The organism is Lentzea kristufekii (assembly GCF_033949925.1).
GTDB lineage: Bacteria > Actinomycetota > Actinomycetes > Mycobacteriales > Pseudonocardiaceae > Lentzea > Lentzea kristufekii.
The window spans coordinates 357,580-383,646 of the sequence record NZ_JAXAVV010000005.1; the positions used below are offsets into that span (position 1 = coordinate 357,580).

27 protein-coding genes and 1 pseudogene are annotated in these 26,067 nt (G+C 69.3%); 13 read left to right on the top strand and 15 right to left on the bottom strand.

Features of this window, described 5'->3' with window-relative positions; genetic code table 11:
- The first annotated feature begins 54 nt into the window (after positions 1-54).
- Entirely contained in the window at positions 55-1,095 is a 1,041-nt protein-coding gene (locus SK571_RS13340) for a DUF4192 domain-containing protein (RefSeq protein ID WP_319984345.1), read from the top strand.
- Here the strand turns inward: SK571_RS13340 and SK571_RS13345 are convergent.
- From SK571_RS13345 to SK571_RS13360, 4 genes are read right to left on the bottom strand one after another with little or no spacing between them, the layout of a single operon-like run.
- Entirely contained in the window at positions 1,065-3,068 is a 2,004-nt protein-coding gene (locus tag SK571_RS13345) for a S9 family peptidase (protein WP_319984346.1), read from the bottom strand. The genes SK571_RS13340 and SK571_RS13345 overlap by 31 nt on opposite strands.
- 6 nt (positions 3,069-3,074) lie before the next feature.
- Positions 3,075-4,037 (bottom strand): UDP-glucose 4-epimerase GalE, encoded by a 963-nt coding sequence (gene galE, locus SK571_RS13350; protein ID WP_319984347.1) that lies wholly within the window; start codon positions 4,035-4,037, stop codon positions 3,075-3,077.
- A gap of 36 nt (positions 4,038-4,073) precedes the next feature.
- Positions 4,074-5,249: a galactokinase gene (gene galK, locus SK571_RS13355; RefSeq protein WP_319984348.1), complete on the bottom strand. Its 1,176-nt coding sequence runs from the start codon at positions 5,247-5,249 to the stop codon at positions 4,074-4,076.
- Entirely contained in the window at positions 5,246-5,941 is a 696-nt protein-coding gene (locus SK571_RS13360) for a metal-dependent transcriptional regulator (RefSeq protein WP_319984349.1), read from the bottom strand. Before SK571_RS13360 ends, galK begins: the two co-directional genes overlap by 4 nt.
- Before the next feature lie 78 nt (positions 5,942-6,019).
- On the opposite strand from SK571_RS13360, the gene SK571_RS13365 reads away from it, so the two are divergent.
- The gene (locus tag SK571_RS13365) at positions 6,020-6,871 is read left to right on the top strand and encodes a sulfurtransferase (RefSeq protein ID WP_319984350.1); all 852 of its coding nucleotides are present in this window, start codon (positions 6,020-6,022) and stop codon (positions 6,869-6,871) included.
- Between the two features lie 27 nt (positions 6,872-6,898).
- Here the strand turns inward: SK571_RS13365 and SK571_RS13370 are convergent, their stop codons facing one another.
- A complete protein-coding gene (locus SK571_RS13370) occupies positions 6,899-7,501 on the bottom strand; it encodes a hypothetical protein (RefSeq protein WP_319984351.1) in 603 nt (200 codons plus the stop codon).
- A 61-nt stretch (positions 7,502-7,562) separates the two neighbouring features.
- Here SK571_RS13370 and SK571_RS13375 point away from each other — a divergent pair, with 61 nt between their 5' ends.
- From SK571_RS13375 to SK571_RS13400, 6 genes are all read left to right on the top strand, one after another.
- Positions 7,563-8,735 (top strand): acetoin utilization protein AcuC, encoded by a 1,173-nt coding sequence (locus SK571_RS13375; protein ID WP_319984352.1) that lies wholly within the window; start codon positions 7,563-7,565, stop codon positions 8,733-8,735.
- 29 nt (positions 8,736-8,764) lie between these two features.
- On the top strand, positions 8,765-11,422 hold the full coding sequence (locus SK571_RS13380; RefSeq protein WP_319984353.1) for a bifunctional acetate--CoA ligase family protein/GNAT family N-acetyltransferase: 2,658 nt from the start codon (positions 8,765-8,767) through the stop codon (positions 11,420-11,422).
- A gap of 174 nt (positions 11,423-11,596) precedes the next feature.
- A complete protein-coding gene (locus SK571_RS13385) occupies positions 11,597-12,430 on the top strand; it encodes a glutamate ABC transporter substrate-binding protein (protein WP_319984354.1) in 834 nt (277 codons plus the stop codon).
- A gap of 31 nt (positions 12,431-12,461) precedes the next feature.
- Positions 12,462-13,229 carry a GntR family transcriptional regulator gene (locus tag SK571_RS13390; RefSeq protein WP_319984355.1) on the top strand — a complete coding sequence of 256 codons (768 nt, stop codon included), beginning with the start codon at positions 12,462-12,464 and terminating at the stop codon, positions 13,227-13,229.
- A gap of 51 nt (positions 13,230-13,280) precedes the next feature.
- Complete coding sequence (locus SK571_RS13395) at positions 13,281-16,838, top strand: ABC transporter substrate-binding protein (protein WP_319984356.1); 3,558 nt, start codon at positions 13,281-13,283, stop codon at positions 16,836-16,838.
- A 154-nt stretch (positions 16,839-16,992) separates the two neighbouring features.
- The gene (locus SK571_RS13400; protein ID WP_319984357.1) at positions 16,993-17,334 is read left to right on the top strand and encodes a hypothetical protein; all 342 of its coding nucleotides are present in this window, start codon (positions 16,993-16,995) and stop codon (positions 17,332-17,334) included.
- Between the two features lie 69 nt (positions 17,335-17,403).
- Here SK571_RS13400 and SK571_RS13405 read toward each other — a convergent pair whose 3' ends face one another.
- From SK571_RS13405 to SK571_RS13425, 5 genes and pseudogenes are all read right to left on the bottom strand, one after another.
- Entirely contained in the window at positions 17,404-18,021 is a 618-nt protein-coding gene (locus SK571_RS13405; RefSeq protein WP_319984358.1) for a hypothetical protein, read from the bottom strand.
- A complete protein-coding gene (locus SK571_RS13410; protein WP_319984359.1) occupies positions 18,014-18,598 on the bottom strand; it encodes a hypothetical protein in 585 nt (194 codons plus the stop codon). The genes SK571_RS13405 and SK571_RS13410 overlap by 8 nt, the downstream gene beginning before the upstream one ends.
- A 72-nt stretch (positions 18,599-18,670) precedes the next feature.
- Positions 18,671-19,060, bottom strand: a pseudogene (locus tag SK571_RS13415) (RtcB family protein); the annotation flags it as partial.
- 126 nt (positions 19,061-19,186) lie between these two features.
- On the bottom strand, positions 19,187-19,369 hold the full coding sequence (locus tag SK571_RS13420; RefSeq protein WP_319984360.1) for a DUF397 domain-containing protein: 183 nt from the start codon (positions 19,367-19,369) through the stop codon (positions 19,187-19,189).
- A gap of 3 nt (positions 19,370-19,372) precedes the next feature.
- Positions 19,373-20,206 (bottom strand): helix-turn-helix transcriptional regulator, encoded by an 834-nt coding sequence (locus SK571_RS13425; RefSeq protein ID WP_319984361.1) that lies wholly within the window; start codon positions 20,204-20,206, stop codon positions 19,373-19,375.
- Positions 20,207-20,329: 123 nt separating this feature from the next.
- Here SK571_RS13425 and SK571_RS13430 point away from each other — a divergent pair, with 123 nt between their 5' ends.
- The 5 genes from SK571_RS13430 (at position 20,330) to SK571_RS13450 (ending at position 22,340) form a co-directional block, all read left to right on the top strand.
- Positions 20,330-20,527, top strand: coding sequence for a hypothetical protein (locus SK571_RS13430; RefSeq protein WP_319984362.1), 198 nt, complete (start codon positions 20,330-20,332; stop codon positions 20,525-20,527).
- A 384-nt stretch (positions 20,528-20,911) separates the two neighbouring features.
- Positions 20,912-21,070: a hypothetical protein gene (locus SK571_RS13435; protein ID WP_319984363.1), complete on the top strand. Its 159-nt coding sequence runs from the start codon at positions 20,912-20,914 to the stop codon at positions 21,068-21,070.
- Positions 21,070-21,282: a hypothetical protein gene (locus SK571_RS13440; protein WP_319984364.1), complete on the top strand. Its 213-nt coding sequence runs from the start codon at positions 21,070-21,072 to the stop codon at positions 21,280-21,282. Before SK571_RS13435 ends, SK571_RS13440 begins: the two co-directional genes overlap by 1 nt.
- Positions 21,267-21,671 carry a hypothetical protein gene (locus tag SK571_RS13445; RefSeq protein WP_319984365.1) on the top strand — a complete coding sequence of 135 codons (405 nt, stop codon included), beginning with the start codon at positions 21,267-21,269 and terminating at the stop codon, positions 21,669-21,671. Before SK571_RS13440 ends, SK571_RS13445 begins: the two co-directional genes overlap by 16 nt.
- A gap of 111 nt (positions 21,672-21,782) precedes the next feature.
- Complete coding sequence (locus SK571_RS13450; RefSeq protein WP_319984366.1) at positions 21,783-22,340, top strand: MmpS family transport accessory protein; 558 nt, start codon at positions 21,783-21,785, stop codon at positions 22,338-22,340.
- Between the two features lie 65 nt (positions 22,341-22,405).
- Here SK571_RS13450 and SK571_RS13455 read toward each other — a convergent pair whose 3' ends face one another.
- The 5 genes from SK571_RS13455 to SK571_RS13475 are packed head-to-tail and all read right to left on the bottom strand — an operon-like array spanning position 22,406 to position 26,059.
- Entirely contained in the window at positions 22,406-23,812 is a 1,407-nt protein-coding gene (locus SK571_RS13455) for a hypothetical protein (RefSeq protein ID WP_319984367.1), read from the bottom strand.
- Positions 23,813-23,814: 2 nt separating this feature from the next.
- On the bottom strand, positions 23,815-24,279 hold the full coding sequence (locus SK571_RS13460) for a hypothetical protein (RefSeq protein WP_319984368.1): 465 nt from the start codon (positions 24,277-24,279) through the stop codon (positions 23,815-23,817).
- Positions 24,279-25,256, bottom strand: coding sequence for a hypothetical protein (locus SK571_RS13465; RefSeq protein ID WP_319984369.1), 978 nt, complete (start codon positions 25,254-25,256; stop codon positions 24,279-24,281). Before SK571_RS13465 ends, SK571_RS13460 begins: the two co-directional genes overlap by 1 nt.
- Positions 25,257-25,261: 5 nt before the next feature.
- Positions 25,262-25,549, bottom strand: coding sequence for a hypothetical protein (locus SK571_RS13470; protein ID WP_319984370.1), 288 nt, complete (start codon positions 25,547-25,549; stop codon positions 25,262-25,264).
- Positions 25,550-25,594: 45 nt separating this feature from the next.
- A complete protein-coding gene (locus SK571_RS13475; protein WP_319984371.1) occupies positions 25,595-26,059 on the bottom strand; it encodes a hypothetical protein in 465 nt (154 codons plus the stop codon).
- Positions 26,060-26,067: the final 8 nt, after the last annotated feature.

Consider the following 26,067-nt stretch of genomic DNA (forward strand, 5'->3'; position numbering starts at 1 on the left):
CACCCTCCGGGCCGGCCCGGCTCACCACCCGGTCCCACCCTCCACAGTGGGCCCATGCCCTCAACCCTCTCGAAGCCGATCCGAGTCCGTGACGCAGGCGATCTCTACGCCGCGATCCCGCACCTGATGGGGTTCCACCCGGCCGACTCGCTGGTCGTGCTGGTGCTGAAGGACCATCTGGTCAGCATGACCATGCGCGTCGACCTTCCACGCCCACGACATAGGGGCCTGCTCGCGGCCCAGCTGGAAGGGCCGTTGCAAGAACACGGCGCGTCAGAAGTGATCCTCGTCGTCGTATGCGCTCCGTCCGAGCACATGCCCGAGGAACTGCCGCACGAGCCACTGGTGACCGCCCTCAACCACCAGTTGGGCGGCGTGGGAATCGACGTCATCGAAGCCGTGTGGCTGCCGTCGTGCCAAAAGGACGCGCAATGGCTGTGCTATCTCGACGTCGACTGTCACGGGACGTTGCCGGATCCCCAGTTGTCCGCTGTCGCCGCCGCGTCGGCACACGAGGGCAACGTGACGTTCGAGTCGCGCGCCGCCATGGCCGCGATCCTCACGCTGGATCCACCTGAGGCTCTGGAACGCAGGTCCACGTTGCTAGACGAACTCACGACGAGCTCGTCCGACGCCGACCCGAGCACCGAACTGCGTCGGGTCAGTGACGCGATCGACGCTGTGGAGCACCGCAAGGGATCGTTGCCGGACAAGGAGATCGTCGCTCTGGCGAGGGCGCTGGCGATGCCCGAGGTGCGCGACGCGAGCATGGGGTTCGCGGCGCAGCAGAGGTCGAGGCTGGCCGAACGTCTGTGGCTCGAACTCACCAGAGCCTGCCCGGCACCGGAACGAGCGGAGCCCGCGTGCCTGCTCGCGTTCTACGCCTACCAACGCGGCGACGGCGGGATCGCGTCCATCGCGCTCGACGCGGCCGAGGAAGCCTGTCCCGGCCACGCGCTCAGCAAGCTCGTCCGAGCCGCCGTCAGTGCCGCGTTCCCGCCGTCGGAGATTCGGGCGCTGTCCGTCAAGTACCTGGACAGCGCCCTTGAGCTGCTCGCAGGCACTCAGAGCAGTTCGGGCCGCTCCCAGTCCTGATCAAGGACGTGCTCGGCCAGGAACGCCCACACCGTCTCGTACCAGATCCGAGAGTTCCCGGGGGTGAGGATCCAGTGGTTTTCGGTTGGGTAGTAGAGGTATTTCGCATTGACCCCGTGGCGGACGAGGTCGAAGTACAGGCGATGCCCCTCACCGATGGGAACCCGGTAGTCCTTGTCCCCGTGGATGACCAGCATCGGCGTCTTGATGTCAGCTACCCGCAGGTGCGGGGAGTTCGCCAGGATCCGCTCCGGCTGGGTGAGGGGATCGCCCATCTCCCGCATCCAGAAGTAGGAGCTGTCGGTGGCGCCGGAGAAGGCGTCGAGGTGCCACAAGGACGCGTGGGTGACGATCGCGCGGAACCGGTCGGTCTGGGTGGCGATCCAGTTGGCCATGTAGCCACCGAAGGATCCGCCCATCGCGGCGGTCCGGGACGCGTCGATGTCGGCCCGCTCGACCGCGACGTCCGTGATGGCCATGAGGTCGGTGTAGGGCTCAGCGCCCCAGCGGCCCCAGCCGGCCTTGATGAAGTCGGGCCCGTAGCCGGTCGACAGGGCGGGGTCGGGCAGCAGGATGGCGTAGCCGCGCGCGGCCATCAGCCACGGGTTCCAGCGCCAGGTCCAGCCGTTCCAGCTCATGACCGGTCCGCCGTGGACCCACAGGACCAGCGGGACGGGGGAGTCGGCGGAGGCGCCTTCCGGCAGCACCAGCCACGAACGGACGGTCCTGCCGTCGGCGACGACCGTGGAGATCTCGGTGAGGGTGCCGGGCACGGAGGGGATGGCACCGGGCGCGCGCAGCCGTTCCGGGTCCTGATCGGCTCCGGTGGCGGCGAACCGCACGGGCTGCGGTGGGTGGTCAACCGAGTTGCGCAGTGCGTACAGCGTCTTGCTGTCCGGGCTCACGACCAGATCGCTGTAGTAACCGGAGATCGTCAGCTTGGTGATCTCGCCGGTGCCCAGGTCCAGCCGCCACAGCGGCTGGTGGCCGAGGTGGCTCGCGGTGAAGAAGACCGCCAAACCGTCCGGGCTCACCACCGGGTGGTCCGGTTCCTCCTGGAAGCCGGGCGCCAGCGGCGTGACCGAGTCGCCGGTCAGTTCGATGCGCACCAGGTCGCGCCGGTGTGGGGAGTCCGGAGTGGACTCACGGAATCGGATCGCGATCACGGCAGAGGAGTCGGGCGTGAACGTCGCGCCGTGGAAGGAGAAACCTTCCTCGGAGGCGATGGCCCTCGACGCTCCACCGCTCGTGGCCACGACCCGCAGCTCGGTCCTGCGGCCGTAGGAGGCGCTGACGTCCACGGCGTGGCCGTAGACGGCCCACTTCCCGTCTGGACTGAGCGCGACGTCCTCGTCGCTGAGCCTGTTCTCGGAGTCCTGGCTCAGGTCGGTGATCGTCTCGGCGGTGACGTCCTCGACGGGGGCCGCGAGCAGCCGCGGGTAGGCCGGGCCGAGGTCCGCGTCCCAGTACCGGATGGGGTACGACTCGTGCAGGATCGCCGTCACGCCGGCGTCCTCGCGGGCCTTGCGCTTGGCGTTGTCGTCGTCGCCGAACTCCGTGAAGCGGTACGCCGACGACGTGAACAGCACCGTCTCACCGGCGGCACGCAGCTGACCGACTCCGCTACCGGGTCGCAGCACCTCGGCGGCCTCGCCGCGGACCGGAAGACGCCACAGCGCCTTCTTCTCCTTGGACTCGCCCGGCTTCGCGAGCGGGTCCGGGCGGGCCGAGAGGAAGAGCAGCGACCCGTCCGGCGCGAACACGGGGGAGGAGTCGCCCTTGGCGGAGCGGGTGAGCCGGACGGCCTCCCGCTCCCCGGTGGGGTCGACCTCCCAGAGAGCACCCTGCCACGTCTTGCCGTCCGGCGCGAGCGTGGACACGACCGTGACGAGCCGGGTGCCGTCCGGGGACAGCGCGAGCGACGCGAGCCGCGGGGTGGCGTTGTAGCTCTCGAAGGAGGCGAAGTCGGTCATCCCGGCTCAGGCCTCGTGCCGGGCGCGGGTGAACTCCCACGCGTCGCGGACGATGCCGGTGATGTCGGCGCGCTCGGGCTTCCAGCCGAGGTCGGCGCGAGCCCGCTCAGCGGAGGCGACCAGCACGGCCGGGTCGCCGGCGCGCCGGGGGGCGACGACGGCGGGGATCAGGTGGCCGGTGACCTCGCGGCAGGTGTCGATGACCTGCTTGACCGAGAAGCCGGTGCCGTTGCCCAGGTTGTAGATCCGGTGCTCGCCGGCGGTGGCGTTCTCGAGCGCGAGGAGGTGGGCGTCGGCGAGGTCCAGGACGTGGATGTAGTCGCGGACGCAGGTGCCGTCCTCGGTGGGCCAGTCCTCGCCGTAGATCGAGATGTGCTCGCGCTGCCCGAGCGCGACCTGCAGGACGAGCGGGATGAGGTGCGTCTCGGTCGCGTGCCGCTCGCCGATGCTGCCGTAGGCGCCGGCGACGTTGAAGTACCGCAGGCTCGTCGCCGCCAGGCCGTGCGCGGCGGCGTACGACGTGATCGCGTGGTCGATGGCCAGCTTGGTGGCGCCGTAGGTGTTGGTCGGCGCGGTGGGGGCGGTCTCGGGGATCGGCACCTCCCGCGGCTCGCCGTACGTCGCGGCAGTCGAGGAGAAGACGAGCTTCGGCGTGCCGTGCTCCTTCATCGCGTCGAGGAGACGGATCGCGGTAAGGACGTTGCCCGTCCAGTACTTGCCTGGGTCCTGCATGGATTCGCCCACGAGGGACTTCGCCGCGAAGTGCAGAACGCCGTCGAACCCTTCCGCGAGGACATCGCCGATCACCTCGGCGATGTCACCCCGGATGAAGCGCGCTCCCGCGGGGACGGCGTCCTCGTGGCCGGTGGAGAGGTCGTCGAGCACGACCACCTCGTGCCCGGCTTCGAGCAGCCTGGCAGCGCACACACTGCCGACGTATCCGGCCCCGCCCGTGACGAGCAGCTTCACCACAGTCCTCGCATTCCTGATCAAGATCGTTCTTGGCTACCGGTCCCTGCCCGCGCCCGCGGACGGAACCGCCGTGAAGAGCCTCGGCCGCGTGAGCGAGCGCGAGGCGAAGCCGGCGAGCACGGACCGCTCGACCTCGTCGTGCCGTTCGACGGGCACGAGGGCGATGGCCGAGCCACCGAAACCGCCGCCGACCATCCGGGCGCCCAGGGCGCCGGCCGCCATCGCGGAGTCGACGGCGACGTCGAGCTCGAGGCACGAGACCCGGTAGTCGTCCCGGAGACTCGCGTGGGAGCCCGAGAGGAGAGGCCCGACCTCGGCGAGCCGGCCCGACCGGAGCAGCTCGACGGTGCGCAGGACCCTGTCGTTCTCGGTCACGACGTGCCGCACCAGCGGACGCAGCTCTTCGGGCAGCCGGACGAGCGTCTGGTCGAGCTCGGCGATGTCGACGTCGCGCAGCGCGGGGACGCCGAGGACGCCGGCCGCACGCTCACAACCCGCCCGCCGGGCGCCGTAGCCGCCGTCGACGAGGGCGTGGCTGGCTCGGGTGTCGATGACGAGAACCTCGAGCCCGCTGGCAGCCGCGTCGAACGCGACCTGCTCGGGCTTGCCGGAGCGCACGTCGTAAAACAGGGCGTGCGCTTCGATGCAGCACAGCGATGCCGTCTGGTCCAGGATGCCGGTCGGTGCGCCCACGAAGTCGTTCTCGGAGCGTTGCACCCAGCGCGCGATGTCCGCCCGCTCGGCGTCGACACCGGCGAGGCCGAGCAGCGCGAGCGCGACAGCGCACTCGAGGGCGTGGGAGGAGGACAGACCGGCCCCGGCGGGCACGTCGCCCGCGATGACGAGGTCCGTCCCGCCGGTGACGGCGATCCCCTGCTCCCGCAGGGCCCAGGCGACGCCACCGGGGTACGCGGCCCACCCCTTGACGGTGCCGGGGACTAGGTCGGCGACCACGACCGGGTCCGCTTCCTGCAGCGCGCCGTCGTCGCCCATTGTGCTGACCGTCATGACGCCGTCGGCACGGGGCGACGCCGCTACCGCGATGCGGTGGGGCAACGCGAACGGCAGCACGTAGCCGTCGTTGTAGTCGGTGTGCTCACCGATGAGGTTGACGCGGCCCGGGGCCGACCAGACCCCATCGGGCGCGCGTCCGTGCAGGCGCTGGAACGCCTCGGCCGCCTTCGCCGCCGGTGTCGTCGCCTGGGTCACCGGGCGAGCACCATGACGGCGTGGGCGACCGCGGGGTCGAGTTCTGCGGCGGTGCCGTTGCCACCGCGCACCTGGATGACCTTGGCGCCACCGAGCGCCTCGACCTCCACGGTGCCACCCGGCACCACGCCGGCGGCCTTCAGTTCGGCCATGAGGTCCGGGTCGAGCTGGACGTGCTCGGCGATGCGGCGCACCTCGACGCGGCCGCCACCGCGGCGGGCCACCTCGTCCACGCGCACCAGGTCCGCCTCGGCGGGCGGGGCGGGCTCGCCGTCGCCCAGCTTGTCGAGGCCGGGGATCGGGTTGCCGTAGGGCGAGGTGGTGGGGTTGCCGAGCAGCTTGATGAGCTTGCGCTCGACAGCCTCGCTCATCACGTGCTCCCAGCGGCATGCCTCGCTGTGCACGTGCTCCCACTCCAGCCCGATGATGTCCACGAGGAGGCGCTCGGCGAGCCGGTGCTTGCGCATGACGGCGATCGCGAGGTTGCGGCCCTGCTCGGTGAGCTCGAGGTGGCGGTCCTCCGCCACGATCACCAGGCCGTCGCGCTCCATGCGGCCGACGGTCTGGCTCACCGTCGGTCCACTTTGGCCGAGACGCTCGGCGATGCGGGCGCGCAGAGGTACCACGCCCTCTTCTTCGAGCTCGTAGATCGTGCGGAGATACATCTCCGTGGTGTCGATGAGGTCGTTCACACCCGCTCCCCTTCGTATGGTGTCGATGGTAGTCGTGCCGGGGGACACAGGTGTCCGCGCGGGTGCAGGATGTGAGCCGTGCATCCCTTGATCACTCCTGAGGCCCTCGCCGATGCGCTGAGTGCGCGTTCGGCCACCGTCGTGCTGGACGTCCGGTGGCGTCTCGGCGGACCACCCGGACGCCAAGACTACGAGGTCAGCCACGTCCCCGGCGCGGTGTACCTGGATCTGGACACCGAGCTGTCCGCTCCGCCCGGTGCCGGGGGCCGCCATCCCCTTCCGGACCCGGAGCGGTTGCAGGAGGTGCTGCGCGCCGCGGGTGTGCGTGAGGGTGCCCAGGTCGTGGCGTACGACGCGGGTGACGGGTCGGTCGCCGCACGGGTCTGGTGGCTGCTGCGGTGGGCTGGGTTCGGCGAGGTCGCGGTGCTGGACGGCGGGTTCGCCGCGTGGGAGGCAGCCGGGCTGCCGGTGACCGCGGAGGTGCCGGCGCCGCTGACGGGGGATGCCGCCGGTGACGTGGTCGTGCGGCCTGGGCAGATGCCCGTGCTGGATGCGGACGAGGCGGCCGCGCTCGCTCAGGAGGGCGTGTTGCTCGACGCTCGGGCGGCCGCCCGGTATCGCGGCGAGACCGAGCCGGTGGATCCCAAGGCCGGGCACATTCCGGGTGCGCTCAACGCGCCGACCACCGGCCATGTCGGAGCGGACGGGCGGTGGCTCGGGCCGGAGGAGCTGGCCGCGCGGTTCGCCGGGCTCGGGGTGTCGGGTGATGTGGCTGTCGGCGCGTACTGCGGGTCGGGGGTGACCGCCTCGTCCGTGGTGCTGGCGCTGGAGGTCTCGGGGATCACGTCGGCCGAGAAGCCGGCGGCGTTGTACGCCGGGTCGTGGTCCAACTGGTGTGCGCTTGACCGTGAGGTCGCGACCGGCGGCTGAACTGGCTGGCAGGGCCGGACGCTCGCGTCAGGCGGCGGGGATGCGGTTGAAGCCCTCGGTGGCGAGCTTCAGGGCCGTGGCGCAGGTGTCCATTTCCTCGATCGCGAGGACGTTCACCGAGAAGGCCGAGGTGATGACGGTCGGGTCGTCGGTCAGCATGACGGTGACCTGGCAGTCCTCCTTGGACGCGCTGACCTGCCACGCGGTGTTGCCGCCGATCTCGATCTGCTTCTTCTCGCCTTCCTGGTCCACCGCGTCGGGGACGGTGACCATCTGGGTGATGACGGTCGACGGGCCGGTGGTGGTGTGGATGCAGCCGCCGTCCGCCGAGGACTTGCCGCCGGTGGCCGCCTCGATGTCCGCCGTCTTGAGGACGCCGCAGGTCTCGAGGCCGGCGGCCTTCTTCTTGGTGGCGATCTTCACGTCGCCCTGCTTCTGAGGGGTGGGAGCCGCCGGCTTCGAGGCCGCGGTGCTGGCGGGTGGCTTCTTCGACGTCGTGGTGGGGTCCGCGGGTTCTTGGGCCGCGTTGGCGTCGGCTCGGGCCTGGCCCTTGACCTGGCCGGCGCAGCCCGAGACGGCGGCGAGGGTCAGGCCCAGTGCGAGGAGGACGGCCGCTGGTCGCAGGTGCATGTCGCCTCTGACCCCTGTTCGGTGAGTTCGGTTCCGGGCTCGCGACTGTAGGTTGCTGGGCATGGGTAAGCCAGCCACTGTTGTCTGGGACAGGTCCTTCCTCGGGTACGACCTCGGTGGCGACCATCCGCTGAATCCGGTTCGGCTCGATCTGACCATCAGGCTCGCCACGGCACTGGGGGTGCTGGACGGCGTGGAGTTGCGGGTGCCCCAGCCCGCCGGTGACGACGAGATCGAGCTGGTGCACAAGCCCGGGTACCTGAGTGCTGTGCAGGCCGCGCCCACGGCTGGGTGGGACGTCGGGCACGGGCTGGGGACGCCGGACAACCCCGTGTTCGAGCGGATGCACGAGGCGTCGGCGTTGGTGGTCGGCGGGTCGCTGGTGGCGGCTCGGGCCATCGCGTCGGGGGAGGCGGATCGGGCCGTCAACATCGCCGGCGGGTTGCACCACGCGATGCCGGACAGCGCCGCCGGGTTCTGCGTCTACAACGACTGCGCGGTGGCCATCGAGTGGTTGCTGCGCAGCGGGGTCGAGCGCATCGCTTATGTCGATGTCGACGTGCATCACGGAGACGGGGTGCAGACGGCGTTCTGGGACGACCCGCGGGTGCTGACGATCTCGTTGCACCAGCATCCGATGAGCCTGTGGCCCGGCACCGGGTGGGCCGGTGAGGTCGGGGGCGCCGGGGCCGAGGGGAGTGCGGTCAACGTGCCGCTGCCCGCCGGGACGCGCGACGGCGGGTGGATGCGGGCGTTCCAAGCGACGGTGCCGTCGTTGTTGCGGGCGTTCCGGCCGCAGGTGCTGGTCACGCAGTGCGGTGTCGACACGCACAAGGAGGATCCGCTCGCGGACCTGTCGTTGAGCGTGGACGGGCATCGGGCGATCTATCAGGCGTTCCGCGACCTGGTCGACGAGCACGGGTACAAGTGGCTCGCGCTCGGTGGCGGCGGGTACGAGCTGCTCAGGGTGGTCCCGCGGTCCTGGACGCACCTCCTGGCCACGGTGCTGGACCGCGATGTCGACCCGAACCGGCCGTTGCCGGCGGACTGGGTGGCTCATGCGACACAGATCGCACCTCAGTGGCCTTTGCCTGCGTCCATGACTGATGGATGCGACGCTGGGTACCAGCCGTGGGGCGGGGACGCGGAGGAGCCGGTGGACAAGGCGATCCGCGAGACCCGGCGCGCGGTGTTCCCGTTGCATGGCCTCGATCCCGACGACCCCAGGGACTGACAAAAGTGCCGGACAACGTGCCTGAAGACATGCCGGGCAGAGATCCGTTCGACTTCCCGAGGAGCTGGGAGGCGGACGTCGTCCTCAGCGACGGTGGCACCGTTCACCTGCGGCCGATCACGCCGGACGACGGCGAGAAGCTGCGGGAGTTCCACGGGCGGCTGTCCGAACGGACCCGGTACTTCCGGTACTTCGGGCCGTACCCGCGGATTCCGCAACGCGACCTGGAGCGGTTCAGCACCGTCGACCACCACGACCGCGTGGCGCTCATCGCGCTCCTGGGCGACGACATCGTCGCCGTCGGCCGGTTCGACCGGCTCCACAGCGATAAGCACAGCGACGGCCAGGGGGACACCCATCGGGGCGACAGCGCCGAGGTCGCGTTCGTCGTCCAGGACGGCCATCAGGGGCGCGGGCTGGGCAGCATCCTGCTCGAACACCTCGCCGCCGCGGCCAGGGAGGTCGGGCTGGCCCGGTTCGAGGCCGAGGTGCTCGCCGAGAACGGTCAGATGGTGCGGGTGTTCCGCGACGCCGGCTACCAGGTCAGCAGGGCGTTCGAGGAGGGCGTGCTGCACCTGGAGTTCGCGATCGACCCCACCGACGAGTCCGTCGCCGTCGCCAGGGCCCGTGAGCAGGCCGCCGAGGCCCGCAGCGTGCACAACCTGCTGCACCCGCGCAGCATCGCGGTCATCGGCGCGTCCACCGACCCGACCAAGATCGGGCACGCGGTCCTCAAGAACCTCCTCGAAGCCGACTTCAACGGGCCCGTCTACCCCGTCAACGCCGAGCACCGGGCGGTACGGGGCGTCCGGGCCTACCCGACCGTGCTCGACATCCCCGACGACGTCGACCTCGCCGTTGTCGCCGTGCCCGCGGCCAGCGTCGACGAGGTCATGGACGGGTGTCTCGCCAAGGGCGTGAAAGCGCTCGTCGTCGTCAGTTCGGGCTACGGCGAGACGGGGCCTGACGGGCTGTCGGCCGAACGCAGGCTCGCAGCGGAAGCGAGAGCGCACGGCATGCGCGTCGTCGGTCCGAACGCACTGGGCGTGATCAACCTCGACCCCAAGGTCCGCCTCAACGCGAGCCTCGCCCCGAAGCTGCCCGGACGGGGCCGCGCGGGCTTCTTCTGCCAGTCCGGCGCCCTCGGCACGGCCATCCTCGCCAACGCGGCGGGCTGGGGCCTCGGCCTGTCCACGTTCGTCTCGGCCGGCAACCGCGCCGACGTCTCCGGCAACGACCTGCTGCAGTACTGGGAGACCGATCCCGCCACCGACGTCGTCCTGCTCTACCTGGAGTCGTTCGGCAACCCCCGCAAGTTCGCGCGCCTCGCCCGCAGGCTCGGCCGCACCAAGCCCATCGTCGCGGTGAAGTCCGGCCGGCACGCCGTCGTCCCCGGCCTCGCCGCCACCGGCGCGAAGGTCGACGAGGCGAGCGTCCAGGCCCTGTTCGAGCAGGCCGGCGTGATCCGCGTCGACTCGCTGGCGCAACTGTTCGACACCGCGCTCCTGCTGGCCCACCAGCCACTGCCCACGGGCAAACGCGTCGCCGTCGTCGGCAACTCCACCGCGATCGGCCTGCTCGCCGCCGACACGCTCCTCGCCCAGGACCTCGACCTCGCGGGTGATCCCGTCGACGTCGGCGCCCAGGCCACTCCCGAGGAGTTCGCGAAGGCCGTCCAGGAGGCCCTGGACCGCTCCGACACCGACGCCCTCGTCGTCGTGTTCGTGCCTCCGATCGCGGTCCCCGGCGCCGCCTACGCCCGCGCGCTCAAGGAAGCCGCGCACCGCACGAAGCCGATCGTGTCCACGTTCCTCGCGGTCGAGGGCATCCCCGACGAGCTGAAGATGCCGGGCAAGGGCTCGATCCCCAGCTACGCCAGTCCCGAACGCGCCGTGCTCGCCCTGGCCCGCGCCGTCCGCTACGCCCGCTGGCGCGCCGCACCGCAGGGCACCTTCACCCGGCCCGGCGGCATCGACCTCGACCGGGCGCGATCCATTGTGGACAACCCCGGCAGCGAGCTCCGCCTCGACGACCACAAGGCCGTCGAACTGCTGGAGTGCTACGGCATCGACGTAGTCCCGTTCCGCATCGCCCACAGCGAGGAGGAAGCCGTCGCGGCGGCCGACGAGCTCGGCTACCCCGTCGCGATGAAGGCCACCAGCGAACGCCTGCGCCACCGCACCGACCTGGTCGGCGTCAGGCTCGACATCGCCCAGCGCGAATCGGTCAAGGCCGCCTACCACGACCTCGCCGCGCTCTCCGGAAAGCCGGGCGTGTACGTGCAACGCATGGCTCCCAAGGGAGTCAGCTGCGTCCTGGGCCTGCAGGACGACCCGAGCTTCGGCACGCTGGTCTGGTTCGGACTGTCGGGTCTGGTCAGCGACCTCCTCGGCGACCGTGCCTACCGGGCGGTACCCCTCACCGACACCGACGCGGCGGAACTCGTTGCCGCGCCGAAAGCAGCGCCTCTGCTCACCGGGTACCGCGGCGACGAACCCGCGGACCTGAAAGCACTTCAGGAACTGGTACTCCGTTTGGCGGCACTGGCCGAGGACCTTCCGGAGGTGCGGTCGCTGAAGCTCGAGCCCGTTCTTGCTTCTGCCGCAGGGGCTTTCGTGAGCAGCGCGCGCATCGTCATCGGCCCGCCTCCGTCCCTGCACGACGCCGGTCCGCGCCGTCTGAGGTGACCGCGGTACTGATGAGTTACCGCAACGATTCCGATGTTTCATTCGCGCGCAGGTATGGACATGCGTCCTTTGGGCGCTTAGGTTTCCCGCATCACCGAGCAGCGCCGAACCAGGTGCGCAGGCGCGTGCCCGTGGAATACGGGTAGTAGCTGATAACCGCTGTAAGAGGGAAGAATGACGCCGAGAGCACTTCTCCGCCTGGTGGCGACAACATGTGCGGCCGTGCTCCTGCTCGCCTCGTGTGCCGGCGGCGGTGGGTCCGGCATGGCCAGCAAGGTCAGCTCGAGCGACCGCATGGTCATCGCCGTGTCGTACGACCAGCCGGGGATGGCGGTGCGCAGGCTCGACGGCAGCTACCGCGGATTCGACGTCGACGTCGCCAAGTACATCGCGAACGAACTGGGCGTCAAAGAGGAGAACATCACCTGGAAGGAAGCGCAGCCGGGCAACCGCGAGACGCTCCTGACCAGCGGTGAGGCCGACATGGTCGTCTCCACCTACTCGATCACGGACAAGCGCAAGCAGATCGTCGACTTCGTCGGCCCGTACTTCGTCGCCGGTCAGGACCTGCTGGTGCGCATGAACGAGAGCCGCATCGAGGGCCCGAAGTCGCTCAACGCCAGCCTCCGCCTGTGCTCCACCGCGGGCTCCACGTCCGCCGAGTACGTCCGCGACCAGTTCGCGAAGGACGTGAAGATGGTCGAGTACGCCAAGTTCAGCGACTGCGTCACGGCGCTGCTCGCGGAGAACGTCGACGCCGTCACCACCGACGACGTGCTGCTCGCGGGCTACGCCGCCCAGAACCCGGAGCTCCTGCGGGTCGTCGGCGACCCGTTCAGCAAGGAGGAGTACGGCGTCGGCCTGCACCGCGACGACCCGAGCAGCAAGGCCAAGGTCCAGGCCGCGCTGCAGAAGATGATCGACACGGGCGCCTGGCGCAAGTCGCTCGAAGTCAACATCGGATCTTCCGGCTACAAGATCCCCGATCCGCCCAAGCTGGCCCCGTGATCACACGGGGCGTCACGTAGGCTCACGCCACGTGAACCGCGTCCCGCCGCACCGCGCTGATCGACCCGTTCGCGCGGGCATCCCAGAACACGGCCGAGTCCCGCGTTATTACGCGGTCAAGGCCGAACTGTTCGACCTCGTCGAGAACCTGGGCGAGGGCACCGTCCTGCCGTCCGAACGCGAGCTCGCCGAACGGTTCTCCGTCTCGCGCGTCACGCTGCGCCAGGCCGTCAGCGAACTCGTGCTCGAAGGCAAGCTGATCCGCCGCCAGGGCAGCGGCACGTTCGTCGCGCCGCCGAAGCTCGTGCAGCCGTTGTCCCTGGTCAGCTACACCGAGGGCATGCGCCGTCAGGGCGTCGAGCCGAACCGCACGGTGATCACGGTCGAGGAACTCGGCGCCGACGACGGCCTGGCCCGCGACCTGTTGCTCGAACCGGGCGACCCGATCGTGCATCTCGAACGCGTCCTGCTCGCAGACGACGAACGCATCGGCCTCGAATCGACCTACCTCAGCCTCGGCCGCTTCCCGGACCTGCTGGAGAAGCTCGACCCCGCCGGATCGCTCTACGCGTGCCTCACCGAACGGCTCGGCGTCCGTTTCGCCGAGGCCGAGGAACGCGTCGAGACGGTGCTCGCCACGCCCCGTGAGGCGCTGCTGATCGGCACGAACCCGGCGCTGCCCATGCTGCTGCTGCACCGCGTCTCCTACGACGTCGACGGCCACCCGATCGAACGCGCCCGATCGCTCTACCGCGGTGACCGGTTCAGCTTCGTCGCGAGGCTGCACGCCGACCGCTAGTCAGATTCATCCGGCACGGAACACCAGCGGTCTCCGCGGCGTCTGAAGATCATGGCGCTGGAACCGGAGATCGGGCTCGTCGGCAGGGACGACATCACCGCACTGGTGGAGTCCCTGGTGGAACGCCGCGCGAAACACCCCCTGCCGGTGATCGTCGCGTTCGGCCCCGGTGGCAGCGGCAAGACGTCGTTGCTCGACCACGTCCACCGCCGCTACCGCGACGCCCCCACGGCCAAGGTCGACCTCGACAAGGCCGGATCCCGTTCCTGCAAGGACATCCTCGACGTCGCCGCCGAGCAGCTGCGGTCCTACCAGCACGCCGAGTTCGGCCGCATGCGGCTGCCGCGCTACGATCTCGCCCGGCTCGCGCTGTACGCCGAGCCGGCCGACGATCCCCACCACCGCGCCCGCGAACTCGCCGCCAAGCAGATGACCCGGCTCGTCGCGGTCGCGGACGCCGCCGAGGTCGTCGAGATGCTGCCGCCCGCCCAGGGCCTCGGCAAGGTGCTGCGGCCCCTGCTGCTGTGGCTCATCGGGCTCGCGGTCGTGGCGCCGCGGCCGTTGCGCTGGCTGCTGGGCGGGCCGCGTGTCGCGAGTGCGTTGCGCTGGTTCGAGAACTACGTCGGCGAAGAGCTGAAGGCCGGGCCCGGAAGCAGCTTGAAGTTCGACGCCGCACTCGTGCACACGTGGAGCCTCAACCGCGCCGGCGACACACTGGAGATCGACCGCCTGCTCGTCGCGGCGTTCCTCGCCGACATCACGGCGGCCTACCGGTTCCGCCGCTACCGCAGGATGAACAGCCTCCTGTTGCTCGACGGCGCCGACCTGCTCGACGGCATCGACTCCTACCTGCCCCCGAAACGGCCACGACCCGCCGCGCGGGCGACCGACTTCCTCAGCCTGCTCGCGGAGCGGCGCGCCAAGGAACCGCACGTGCCGCTGCTCGTGATCGCCACCAAGCAGTCCGCACCCTCACTGCCCGACTCCCCGGTCTTCAAGCCGGTGCGCCTGGAGCCCTTCACGCTCGCGCAGACGCGGCAGTTCCTCGCCGAGTGGAACCGCACCCGCAACAGCACGGTCGAGTCCGAGGCGCTCGTGGAGGAACTGCAGGAGGTCACGCACGGCCACCCGCTCGCGGTGCGGCTCGCCATCCAGCTCGTGCAGTTCGTGTTCGCCCGGGACCAGGTGCTGCCGTCGGTGCGCTCGGTGTTCGACGAACGGCTGCCCGTCGACGAGACCACGACGTTCCAGGACGCCACGGTCGGCGACTACCTGCTTCTCCGTTTCTTCCAACGGATTCCGGGCACCGAGGAGATGCCCGAACGCGAGGCCGCGCGCGAGATCTTCGCCCGCCTCGCCGCTCCGCGCGTGCTCGACCGGCACGTGATCCGCGCCCTGCTGCCGCCGTCGTGGTCGGCCGAGAACATGCGTGCTCTGCTGGCACAGCTCAGTTTCGTGAGGCAAGAAGGTGACAACTTCTTGCTGCATCCGCTGTTGCGCGACCTCCTCGCTCGCCGGCTCCGCGAGGTTCCGGCGGATCAGCCGTTCTCGCACGTCCACGTCCACCGGTTGCTCAAGGACCGCTACGACAGCCTCGGACAACGCGAAGACGCGCTGTACCACGCACTCGCGCTCGGCCAGGTCCACCTCGTCGCTCATCGCCTGCGCCCGCACGTCGACGAACGCAGCGACCGCTGGATCGCCGAGCTCGCCGCCATCGCCGAAGCCCCGATGCCACCCGGCGAAGGTGAACCGGAGCACGAGGAAGAGCCGCGCACGTGGTGGGAACGCCTCAGGAGCGGCACCACGCGCAACCTGCACCGCCGTTACGACAGCGTGGTGCGCCCGGAGACCGGACTGCTGGAGGACGCGGTGGTCGCGACGTGGGAGCTGCGCTCCCGCAGCCGGACCGACCGCCCGACCGTCGAGATGTACGACCGGGTTCTGCGTGCTCATCAGGAACTCGACGGTGCCGAGGAACGACTGACCTCCTACCGTGCGACGAAACGCGCGCTCGAACACAACACACCCGCGTCACCACCGGCGTCGCTGCCACGCCCGTCCACCGTCGGCAGGTTCCCGTATCCGTGGCGCTGGCCCGGCCGCAACTCGGTGCGCCGCGTGACCGTCTACCTCGTCGTGGTGCTGCTTGTGGTGTACGGCGCGGCTTTCTGCCTCCAGAACAGCACCCACTGCCTGCGTTACGGCGTTCTCGAACCCGCCGAGCTCGTCGCTGACCTCTCCGGCGAGCGCCCGCGCATGTCCAAGATGGACGGAGTGCAGTGCGTCGGCCTGAGTGAGAAACCCGGTAGGTTCGCCTACGGCGACCCGGCCACGCAGAACAACGACGACGCCGAGGTCGGGGAGCTCGCGAAGCTCATCGCGGAGGAGAACGACCGCGCCGCCAAGGTGAAGGACCGCAGCGTCGTCACGATCGTCGTCGCCACGATGCTCAGTTCCAGCGAACGCGTGAAGCGGGACCTGTCCGCCGGTGTCAACGAGCTGCGCGGCGCCTATCTCGCCCAGCGCGACTGGAACCAGCTCGACGGGCTCGGCCGCAATCCGTTGGTGCGCCTCGTTCTCGCGAACTTCGGCGGCGAGTCCAAGTACGCGGTGAAGGTCGCGGAGCAGATCCGCGCCTACGCCGAGCGCGATCCGTCGGTGATCGCCGTGACCGGGCTCGGGCAGAGCCGTGAGACCACGCAGTCCGCGCTCGCCGTGCTGGGACCGTCCAAGGACCAGCCGGCGGGAATCCCGATGGTGGGCTCGTCGTTGTCGTCGACGAGCTTCAGCCAGAAGCCGTACTTCTTCCGCGTCGCTCCGGCCAACGACCGCCAAGCCCAGGTCGCCGCGCGCATCATCGAACGCACCGAAGCGCTGCGCGGCCGCCCGATGCACCTCGTGCGCAGTCCCGGCGACGAGTACAGCTCGGATCTCGCCGACCAGTTCCAGGACGTGCTCAAGCCTGAGCGGCACGACTACGACGAGACCGCCAACGCCGTCACCACGCAGCTCGGCCAGGTGGTGACGGACATCTGCGGGAAGTCACCGAACCCGCTCATCCTCTACACCGGCCGCACCGCGGAGGTCGGTGGGCTGCTGACCGAACTGAGCCACAGCAACTGCACCGACCCGGTGGTGTTCGGCGGAGACGACCTGACGCAGCTCGAGACGACGAACTTCACGGATTTGGAAGACATCAAACGATTTGCCGACGGCCGGCTCTACTTCACGACGTTCGCGTGGGCGCCGAGCCGCGAGCCGATTCCCCAACCGACGCAACAGTTCTTCACCACGTACGAGGCAGCTCAGAAGAAGCATGCGCACAGGGCATTTCTTTCGGGCCCCAACGGACACGTTCTGCTCGCCTATGACGCCATCAGTGTCGTCGCGAGGCATACCTCCGTTGGGGCGTCACGAGAAAACGTCTATGACAGGTTGCGCACTTTGCGTGACTTCCCGGGCGCGTCCGGGAGGCTGACGTTCGACCGGACCGGCGCGAGCGGCACGTCCGGCGCGGACCCCGTCGACAAGCTCGTCGTGGGCCAGATCGTCAAGCTGGACAACGGTTTCCTCGCGTCGCATCACGTTTCCCACGAAGGAACATGACCAGCGGGTGACGTGACTGCGGGTCACCGGACCCCGTGCGGGCGCAGGAAAGATACCGCCCGTTCGCACTCGTTTCCCGCCCGAGTTGCGGAGGTACTGTTGTTGTCACGAACTTTCAGGACGTCCGCGACGGTGCGGAGGAGCGGGGTGTGCCGTGTCCTTCAAGGCGGAGTTCCTCGCAGAACTCGAGGACTGTCTGCGCGGTTACGGCGCGGTCCCGGTGAGCAATCCCGACGCACTCGCGTTGTTCATCGAGTTCGTGCGAGCTCTTCCGGCGACCGACCAGAGGCTGCGGTGCCTCGAAGGCGTCGACCAGGGGTCCGGGTCGTTCTGGAACAACCCGGCGGTGTGGTGGGAGCAGGTGCCGCGGTTCGGCGCGGGACTGCCGCGTTGCGGCTCGGAGGAGTGCCGCAAGTTGCTGGACGACATGCTGGACGAGGCGATCAGCGACGAGATCGACGTCCTCGAGATGGAGATCCGCGAACTCCCCAGCTGACCGGGAACTTCTGGACACGCCTGCCGGCGCCGCCACCTGTTACGGCCACGGCGCCGGGGCTTCCAGCACTTATTTGACGGCGACCAGCGACTTGAACAGTTCCCGATAGCGGTGGAGAGCCAGTCGCAGGTCCTCGGTCTGCGGATCACCGTTTCCCTCGAGCTGCTTGGTGAGGGAGCGGTGCCGGGTGTTCAGCTCCTCCAGCGCGCGCGTCACGAGCTCGTCGGCCTTGCGGACGGCCGCCTTCGGGTCGTCGACGAACTCGTACTGCACCGCCTGCCACTCGTCCTCGAGCTTGCTGGACGACCGCGTGTCGGTGTGCTGCGAGCCGGTGGGCTGGTCGGCGCGATGTTGGTCGGTGCGACGCTCGTCGCGCTCATGTTCGTTGCGCTGCGGTTCAGTGCGCTGGTGTTCGGCGCGCTGGGCTTCGGTTCGTGAGGCTTCGGTTCGCTGAACGTCGTCGCGCTGGCCGTCGGTCCGCTGCGCTTCGGTGCGCTGTGCATCGGTGCGCTGCGCGTCGGTCCGGTTTGCGTCGGTCCGCTGCGCCTCAGTCCGCTGCGCGTCGGTTCGTTGCGCGTCGGTGCGCTGCGGCTGCTGCGGCATGCGGTCCGTCTGCGAGGTGCGCTCGGTCTGTTGCGGCCGAGCAGGAGTCGGAACCCCCGCGGCGTGAGTCGGTGCCTCAGACATCGGTCTTCTCCTTCCGCACGGCTTCCCTGTCCTTGCGCGGCTCTGCGCCGCGTTCCAGCAGATCGGTGAACAGCTCGCGGTAGTGCACCATCGCGGTGCGCAAGTCCTCGGTGCTCGCCTCGCCGATCTCCTGGCGCTCTGAGATGTCGTGCGCCTTGCGGTAGTGCTCCAGCGTCCGCGCGTGCTCGACGGACAGGACGCTCAGCTGTGCCTCGTACCCCTCGGTGGGGTAGCCGCGCTCGGCCATCAGATCGGTCACGAGCCGGTCGGCATCGGCGATCGCGCTCTCCGGCGAATCGACGAACTTCGTCTGCACGTTCGCCCAGTGCCGGCGGTAACTCTCCTGCGCCGTCTGGGAAAGCGGCTTCAGGTCGAACTCGCTGTGGCGGTGCTCCCGCTCGGCGAGCTCCTTCTCCGCGGCCGTTCTGCTGTCGCTGTCCGTGACCGCGCGGTCGTATTCGGGGCCGAAGCGGTCGCGCAGCTTCTTGCGCTGCATAGCGGGCCTCAGCACGAACGCGAGGACCGCCAGCACCACAAGAACCGCGACCACCAGGCCGATGATGGCGCCCGTTGACATGGAAAAACCTCCAAGACAGGCAAGAAAGACTCTGCTGTCCTGGAGGCTTCCCGTTCACCCACAAGGGAAACATCAACCCTTGATACAAACCACCTGCTTGAGCTTGGCGACCACCTCGACCAGATCGGACTGGTTCGCCATCACGGTGTCGATGTCCTTGTAGGCGCCCGGAATCTCGTCCACCACGCCGGAGTCCTTGCGGCACTCGACACCACTTGTCTGGGCGGCGAGATCCTGTGTCGTGAACGTCTTGCGGGCCTTGTTGCGCGACATCTTCCGGCCGGCGCCGTGCGACGCCGACTCGAACGAGTCGGGGTTCCCGAGCCCGCGCACGATGTACGAACCGGTGCCCATGGAACCCGGGATGATGCCCAGTTCCCCACGGCCGGCGCGGATCGCACCCTTGCGCGTCACCAGCACGTCCTCGCCGAAGTGGTTCTCCTCGGAGACGTAGTTGTAGTTACGCAAGGATCGCTAGGACCTGCGTCAACGCGTCGAGGCGTGGGACAAACGTGGGACGGCAGTAGCTGGCAGGATGCGCGGAGGCCCGCGCCCAACGAGTCTGGGCGCGGGCCTCCGTTTCCCTCATCAGCGGCCGACTGTGCCGGCCTTCGCGGCTTCGATGAACATCGACATGGCTAAGGGTCCGAACTCCAGCAGCGTCGTCGGGTTCTTCGAGTCACGTACGGCGTCGACGTCGTTCGCTACCTCGATGCACTCTTGCCCGCTGTTGCTGCGTGAACTCTTGCGCCACCGCCGATCCTTCTTCATCGGCTATCTCCATTTACTGTTGAGGATTTCGACGATGAGCGCTGCCGTGTCTTCAGCACTCATCGCCACCTCGCGGACCTCTTGGGCCGCGATCCTGTAGGCGTCAACATCCGCCTCTCCGTAGAGGAACACGCCACTCCGGTGATGTTCGAGGTGAACCGTGGATGGCTCGTCCTCGAACTCGTAGAAGATGAACGGGCCAAGTAGGCCTGGATGAAAGTCGGTCTCATCGGCTACCGCGTGGAGACTTACCGACGGCAACTCGGCCATCTTCAGCAGGTGCTCAAGCTGCTCTGGCATCACCGAAGATCCGCCGATGTGTTGCATCAACGCGGCCACGTGAATCACAGCAACAAGGTCGACTGGATCAGGACGCGTCAACGCATCACGCCGACCCATCCGCATTGTCACTCGCGTTTCCACCTCGGCGCCACCGCCGCCAAAGATCGCGCGGGCATACCGACTCGTCTGTAACATGCCGGGAATCAGCAGCGGCGACCAGTCGAAAATCCTCACGGCCCGGCGTTCGTTGTCCAGCATGGACGCGAGTTGCTGGGATACGCCCGGCAACCCGGTCGTGAGATAGCTCGACTCCGCTACGGCTCGCGCGAGCGCCAGGATCCGCTCGCGGGCATCTTCCGGGGCGCCGAGCTTCTGCAGCGCGGCGGCCACGGCGTCGACCGAAGGTACGCGACGGAGATTGATCCACTGGGAAACCGTGCTGTGGGCAACGCCGATGAGCCGAGCAGTCGCGCGGACGCCACCGTGCTGCTTGACGAGTTCGTCGAGCGCCTTCGCCAGGTCTCGTGCGCGCGGTTTCGATGCGGGTTCGGTCACGAACCACACAGTACGACGTACCACCTGGTTGTGAGATGTAGCCCGATCGGTGCATTGCAGGGTGGTTCGTGACCACCCATCATGGTCACGAACCACTGTGACCGTGTACCGGGGAGGCCCGCTGTGTCCGACGACGGCCGTATCGAGATCGCTTGCCGCGACGCGACTGGTCGGCCGAGAGCGCTCAGCGTCTCGCTGGTCGACGGCGAAGTGTGCCTGACGATTCCGACGCCGGCAGCGTGCTTCGGGTGGCGTGAGCTCGATCAACTGCAGCGCGTCCTCGCCGAGAAGCGGGCACAGATGCCTGGGGCAGCCACGTGAGTCCGCAGGCCAGCGACCACCAACCGTGTCGGTGGTCGCCACATGCGCGACGGGCAGCGGAGCGCGCCCTGCGGCGGCCGCGCCCGCGCCCGTCGCGTCCACAGGCCTGGCGCAGATCCCCGATCGCAGGACGCCTCCACTGGGCGATGGCGTGCCTGCTGCTGCGCCAGTACGGCGCGGCACCTCGAGCTGACTTCCTCGTCGTTCGAGGTGCTGCGCTCACCACTCCCACAGACCCCGGCGCAAGCGGCGCGCCGGGCCGCACGGCTGGACGTGTGTGCGCGGCCAGGGACTGCCGTAGCACCTGCCGCCGTGCCGGCGTGGCACCGCGAGCCGATCATCTCGCGGTGCCACGCCCCCATCCTCGGAAGGACCGGTGAGGCAATGAACGTCGACCTGGTGGTCAACGGCCTGAGCACGTTCGTGATCGTCTGGGGCGCGATCGCGGGGGTGCACCACATCACGTGCGACTGCCGCAGCTGCCCGCGCGGCCGGATCAACATCTGGGCCCGCACGCCCCGCTTTCTCCCGAGGGCAGCCTGATGTCCGGTGACGTGTGGGGATCGACGAGCGTGACCGTCACGCGCAGCGCCGAGAACGCCAAGGAGACCGTGCGTTGCAGGGCGTGTGACGGGCTGTTCATGCGCCCGAAGGAGAGCGGCAGCACCCACCGCGAGATCGACGCGGACGTCGACTGCCCGCTCGACGCCGAGGTCACCGGCGTCTCCCAGGCGAACAGGTGGAAGCGCCGGTGATGGCGGCCACGACCGGTCGGCATCGCGGAGGACGTCCCCTCGTCGAGCTCCTCGAGGAAGCCGCGGCGGGCGATTGGGACACCAGCCTCTTGTCCGTGCATGCGCGCCGTCACCGGCCCTACGTCGCGATCCCGACGCCCCTGCCGAGCCGGTGGACGTGGACGGGCGACCTGTACGACATCACCAAGGAAGGAAACGCTCTGATGCCCTGGGGAATCGGCCGAGGCGGAAGCAATCAGCCAGAGATCAGCACCGGCGAGCAGTACCAATGTGACTGCACCGCGAGCGGCTGCCCCTGCACGCGCTGGGGGAACTGGGTCGCGGCGGGCACGCCGGTGCCGTCGCAGGTGCGCTGCGATCAGTGCCAGCGCGGGGACCACTCCGGCTGACGCCGTACGGGTTCTCGAATGGACAGATCGTGGACAAAGTCCCGACAGCCGTAACACCGCGTGATCCGCACACGAACAATCAGCCAGCAGTCGACTCAGGAGGAACGTCCGATGTCCCAGCAGCCGCCCGGTCAGCAGCAGCCCTACCCGCCGCAGTACCCCCAGCAGCCGCAGTACATGCCGCAGCCGCAGCCCCCGAAGAAGAAGTCGAAGAAGGGCTGGTTCATCGGCATCGGGGTGCTCGTGCTGCTGCTGATCATCGGGGCGGCGCTCGGCGGCGGCAGACCGTCCGGCACCACCGCGAACACGCCGGCGGGCGAGCAGCCGACCGCGGCCGCGCAGCCGACCGCCGCGCAGCAGCCCGCGGCACCGGCCGTGCGCACGGTCGTCTACGAGGTGACCGGGACCGGCACGGCGAACAACATCACCTACAACACCGACGGCCTGACGAGCACGCAGCAGGAGACGAACGTCAAGCTGCCGTGGTCCAAGACCGTCGAGATGAAGGCCGGCGAGGCGTTCCAGATGGCGACGCTGCTGGCACAGAACGGCCCCTCTGGCGAGATCACGGTGAAGATCACCGTGGACGGCAAGCTGGTCAAGGACGGCAAGAGCAGCGGCCCGTACGCCGTGGTGAACGTGTCGGAGAACATCGGCAGCTTCAAGTAGCCCGCGCACGACGAAAGCGGCCCCCGCACACCAAGGTGGTGTGCGGGGGCCGTTGTCGTTGTGGGTCAGGCCGGTATGCCGCCCAGGTTGGTGACGTCGACCTGATTCGGGTAGGTGGCGTTGCCGAACGTCACGCCGGTGCCGTCACGGCGCATCAGCGCGAGGGTGACGTTGCCGCCGTCGAGGTCGTCGGCGGTGACGATCCACCGGATCGGCTTGAGTGCCCGGTTGTAGCCCACGCCGATGTACAACCCGCCGTGGCCGTTGGCGCCCTGAACCGCGGTGCCGCTGGAGAAGTACCGGGCGGGCACCCCGGACACGACCGAGGCGACGTCGAGCTCGGCGTCGGCGCCGGCGTTGACGAGCAGGTGCGGTTCCCACAGCAGGACATCACCGACCGCCGCGGCGATGGTGACCCGGTACTCGGCCGGGCACAGCGTCCAGCTGGAGCTGGTGTCGCCGGTGAACGTGACGGTCTGCAGGCCGCTCGACGCGACCGCCTGCACACCGCGGTTGCCGATCGCCGTGGCCTGCGCGGTGGACACCGGTTTGGCCGTGTCCGCGGTGTTGTCCACGGCGGACAGCCCGACGTCGGCCTTGACCAGGCTCAGGCTCGTCTTGACCTGCGCCGTGGTGCGGTTGGCCCACGCTCCGGACACGAACTGCAGCAGGTCGTTCGCGGCTGGCGTCAGCCCGGCGATCGCGGTCAGGTCAGCGTCGAGCGGCTGCTTGCCTGCCAGCGCCGTGGTGATCGTCGCCGCGAAGCTGGCATCGTCGCTGAGCGCGGCCGCGAGCTCGTTCAGGGTGTCGAGCGCACCGGGGGCGCCGTCGACCAGTGCGGCGATGCCGACGTCGACGAGTGCGACGACCGCCGCGGTGAACCCCGAGACGTCACCGGTGGCGATCGCCAGGTCGGCCTTGAGCTGGGCGGGCGTGCGGTTGGTCCAGGCGCCGGCCTTGCGCTGCAGCACGTCGTCGTTGGACGGGGTGAGCGCGGCGATCGCGACCAGGTCAGCGTCGAGCTCACCGCCAGAGCTCGCCGGGAGGTTGGCCGCGGGCACTTTGCCGCCGGCGTCCAGCGGTGCGACGCCGTTCGCTGCGCCGAGCTCGGCGCGCGCGAGGTACAGCGACGGCAGGTCGGGGTCGACCGGGTCGAGGGTGGTCTCGTCGACCAGGCAGTCGACCAGGTTCACCGGTGCGCCCGACACCGGCGCGATGAACGCCCGCGCTACCGGCGTGCCCGAGATCCGGAACACGTAGTAGCTGTCCGGTCCGGCGATCTCCGAGTTGGGCGTGACGGTGAAGGTCACCAGGCCGGTCTCGTCGGAGTCCTCGGTGGCCTGGTCGATGATCTCGCCGGTCTCGTTGGCCAGCCACAGACCGAGGCCGGTGAGGGTGACCGTGCACCGGCGCCGCGGCACACCGGTCTGGCCGGGCCCGTAGAGGTAGTGCCGGATCGCCACGGTGGACACGGTCAGCCTCCCCCCGACTGCTGGTCACGGCGCCGCTCGAGGAACGCGGACAGGTCGCGCGCGAGCTCGCGCTGCGCGACTTCCGATCCCTTCACCCGCAGGGTGAGCGTCGCGTCGCGGGTCAGCTGTTCGACGGCGGCGCGGACGGCCTGGCGCTCGTCGTCGGTCAGCGGCTCGTAGGTCTCGGCCGCGTGAGGACCGCCCGCACCCGTGTGGTTGGCCAGCCATCGGGCCTTGAGCTGTTCTGCCTCGCTCGGCGGCTCACCGGTCGAGGCCTTACCAGGGACGAGGTAGGCGACGCCAGCGGTGACGAGCACGCTGATCGCCGCAGCGACACCGGCGGGCACCTGCAGGTGCACCAGGTCGGTGAGCACCCACAGCACGACGGTGGCGGCCGCGCCGGCGGCACCGCCCGCGCCGACCTTGCGCACGGGCACGCGCGAGCCGTGCGGGGTAGGCGTCGTCATCAGCTGCCCTCGCCTGCGCCGAGGCGCTGCCGGGCGCGGTCGTCGAGCTCGTCGGCCGTCGCGTCGGGCAGGGACTCGTTGAGGTGTCCGGCGACGGCGGCCGCCAGGGCGCCGGTGTCGACACCGCCCAGCTGCAGCGCCTTGACCGCGCCGACGAGCTCGCGCAGCAGGACGCTGTTCTCCTTCGCGGCGCGGCCGGCGTCGAGCGCGAGCTCGGACTTGGTGATGCGGTCCATCACCTCGTTGTGCGGCAGCCACATCACGCACACCGAGTTGCGCGGGTCGGCGATCGTGGCCTCGGCGATCTTGCGGTCGATGCCGGTGACGAACGGGCCGTGCTGCTCGTACCAGGCACCGCTGACAGCGTGCTTGAACAGGGTCGTCATGTCGCCCTGCCTTCCTCGCGCTCCGCGCGCGTAGTCGAGGATCTTCTGGACGTTGAGACCACCGGGGTCCCAGTGGTCGTCACCGGGGATGTGCTGGTGCCCCAGCCATCCCGAGAACGCGTCGAGCTCGGCCTGGGTCAGGCGGAGCGGACTGCTCGCGGATGCGAGCGTGTAGTTGACCTGGTGCGCGGCTTTGAAGCCTTTCCACACCACCGTGTACGGCACACCCGCGTACTCGTGCAGCGGGCGCGCGACTTCCTCGCCGAGCCACCGCAGCACCGCGTCGGGCCAGGTGTGCGCGTCCTCGGCGAACCCGACCATCTCGACCTGGATGCACCGGCTGTCGTCGGCGTCCTCGTTCCACAGCGCGTAGCCGCCACGGTTGACGGGGATGTGCTGGACCTTGCGCCGCTTCCACGGGTCGACGATCAGCTGCGGCGGGTACGCCTTGTAGGCCTGCACCGCGCCCTCGATGCTGCTGCCCTGTGTGGTGTGCGCCAAGGCTTTCGGATCGTTGGGCTCGTCGTAGGCGACTCCGGGTTTGCCGTCGATCGGCGCGCGTTCGAACCCCGGCAGGTAGATGTCCGCCACTTTCCTCACCCTCCCAAAACGGCGGCCGCGACGGCGGCGATCGACACCAGGACCGCGATCACCGCGATGGCGGTGGTGATGACCCACCGGCGGCCGGCGGTGTTGTTCTGCTGCTGCAGCAGCAGGGCGTCGATCTGGCGCTGCTTGTGCTCGCCCTCGACTTCGAGCTTGGTGATGCGGGTGGCGTGATCGCCGAGCTTGACGTCCAGCTTCTCGTCCAGCCGGACGAAGGAGGACTTGAGCTCGTCGAGCAGCGACATCACCCAGGCCGCCGAGACGTCGTTTTCGGACATGGCACATGGCCCCCTTAGATTCGAGTGGTTGTCCGATGTGGACGTTCAGGCGAGACCAACGGCGAACACGGCCATCCAGCCGATGTTGTCGGCGTCGGCCTCCAACTTGCCGGTGCCGCCGTCGACCGATCCGGACAGGCCCACGGTGATCTGACCGCCCACCGGCGCGACGTCGGAGAACACCTGGCTGAAGGCCTGGAAGTCGTCGAACGCGCCGCTGGTGTGCACTCGCCGCTTGCGCGAGTACTTTCGGGAGCCCGCCGTCGTCACGGACGCGCCACCGGCGGCCCGGATACAGAAGGTCCCCGTCGCCAGCGAGGTGTTGGTCCAGCCGCAATCGACGACCACCAGGTACTGGACGCCGGAGAACGCCGGCACCGTCAGCGTCTGCACCATCGTCTCGACGGTCGTGAACGTCGCCGAGTCGACCGTCCACGTGGTCTGTCCGACGAGGCGGCCCAGCGCGTTGAGCCGGGCCGCGGTGGCGTGGTTTCCGGCGAACACTGGCATCGCGGCCT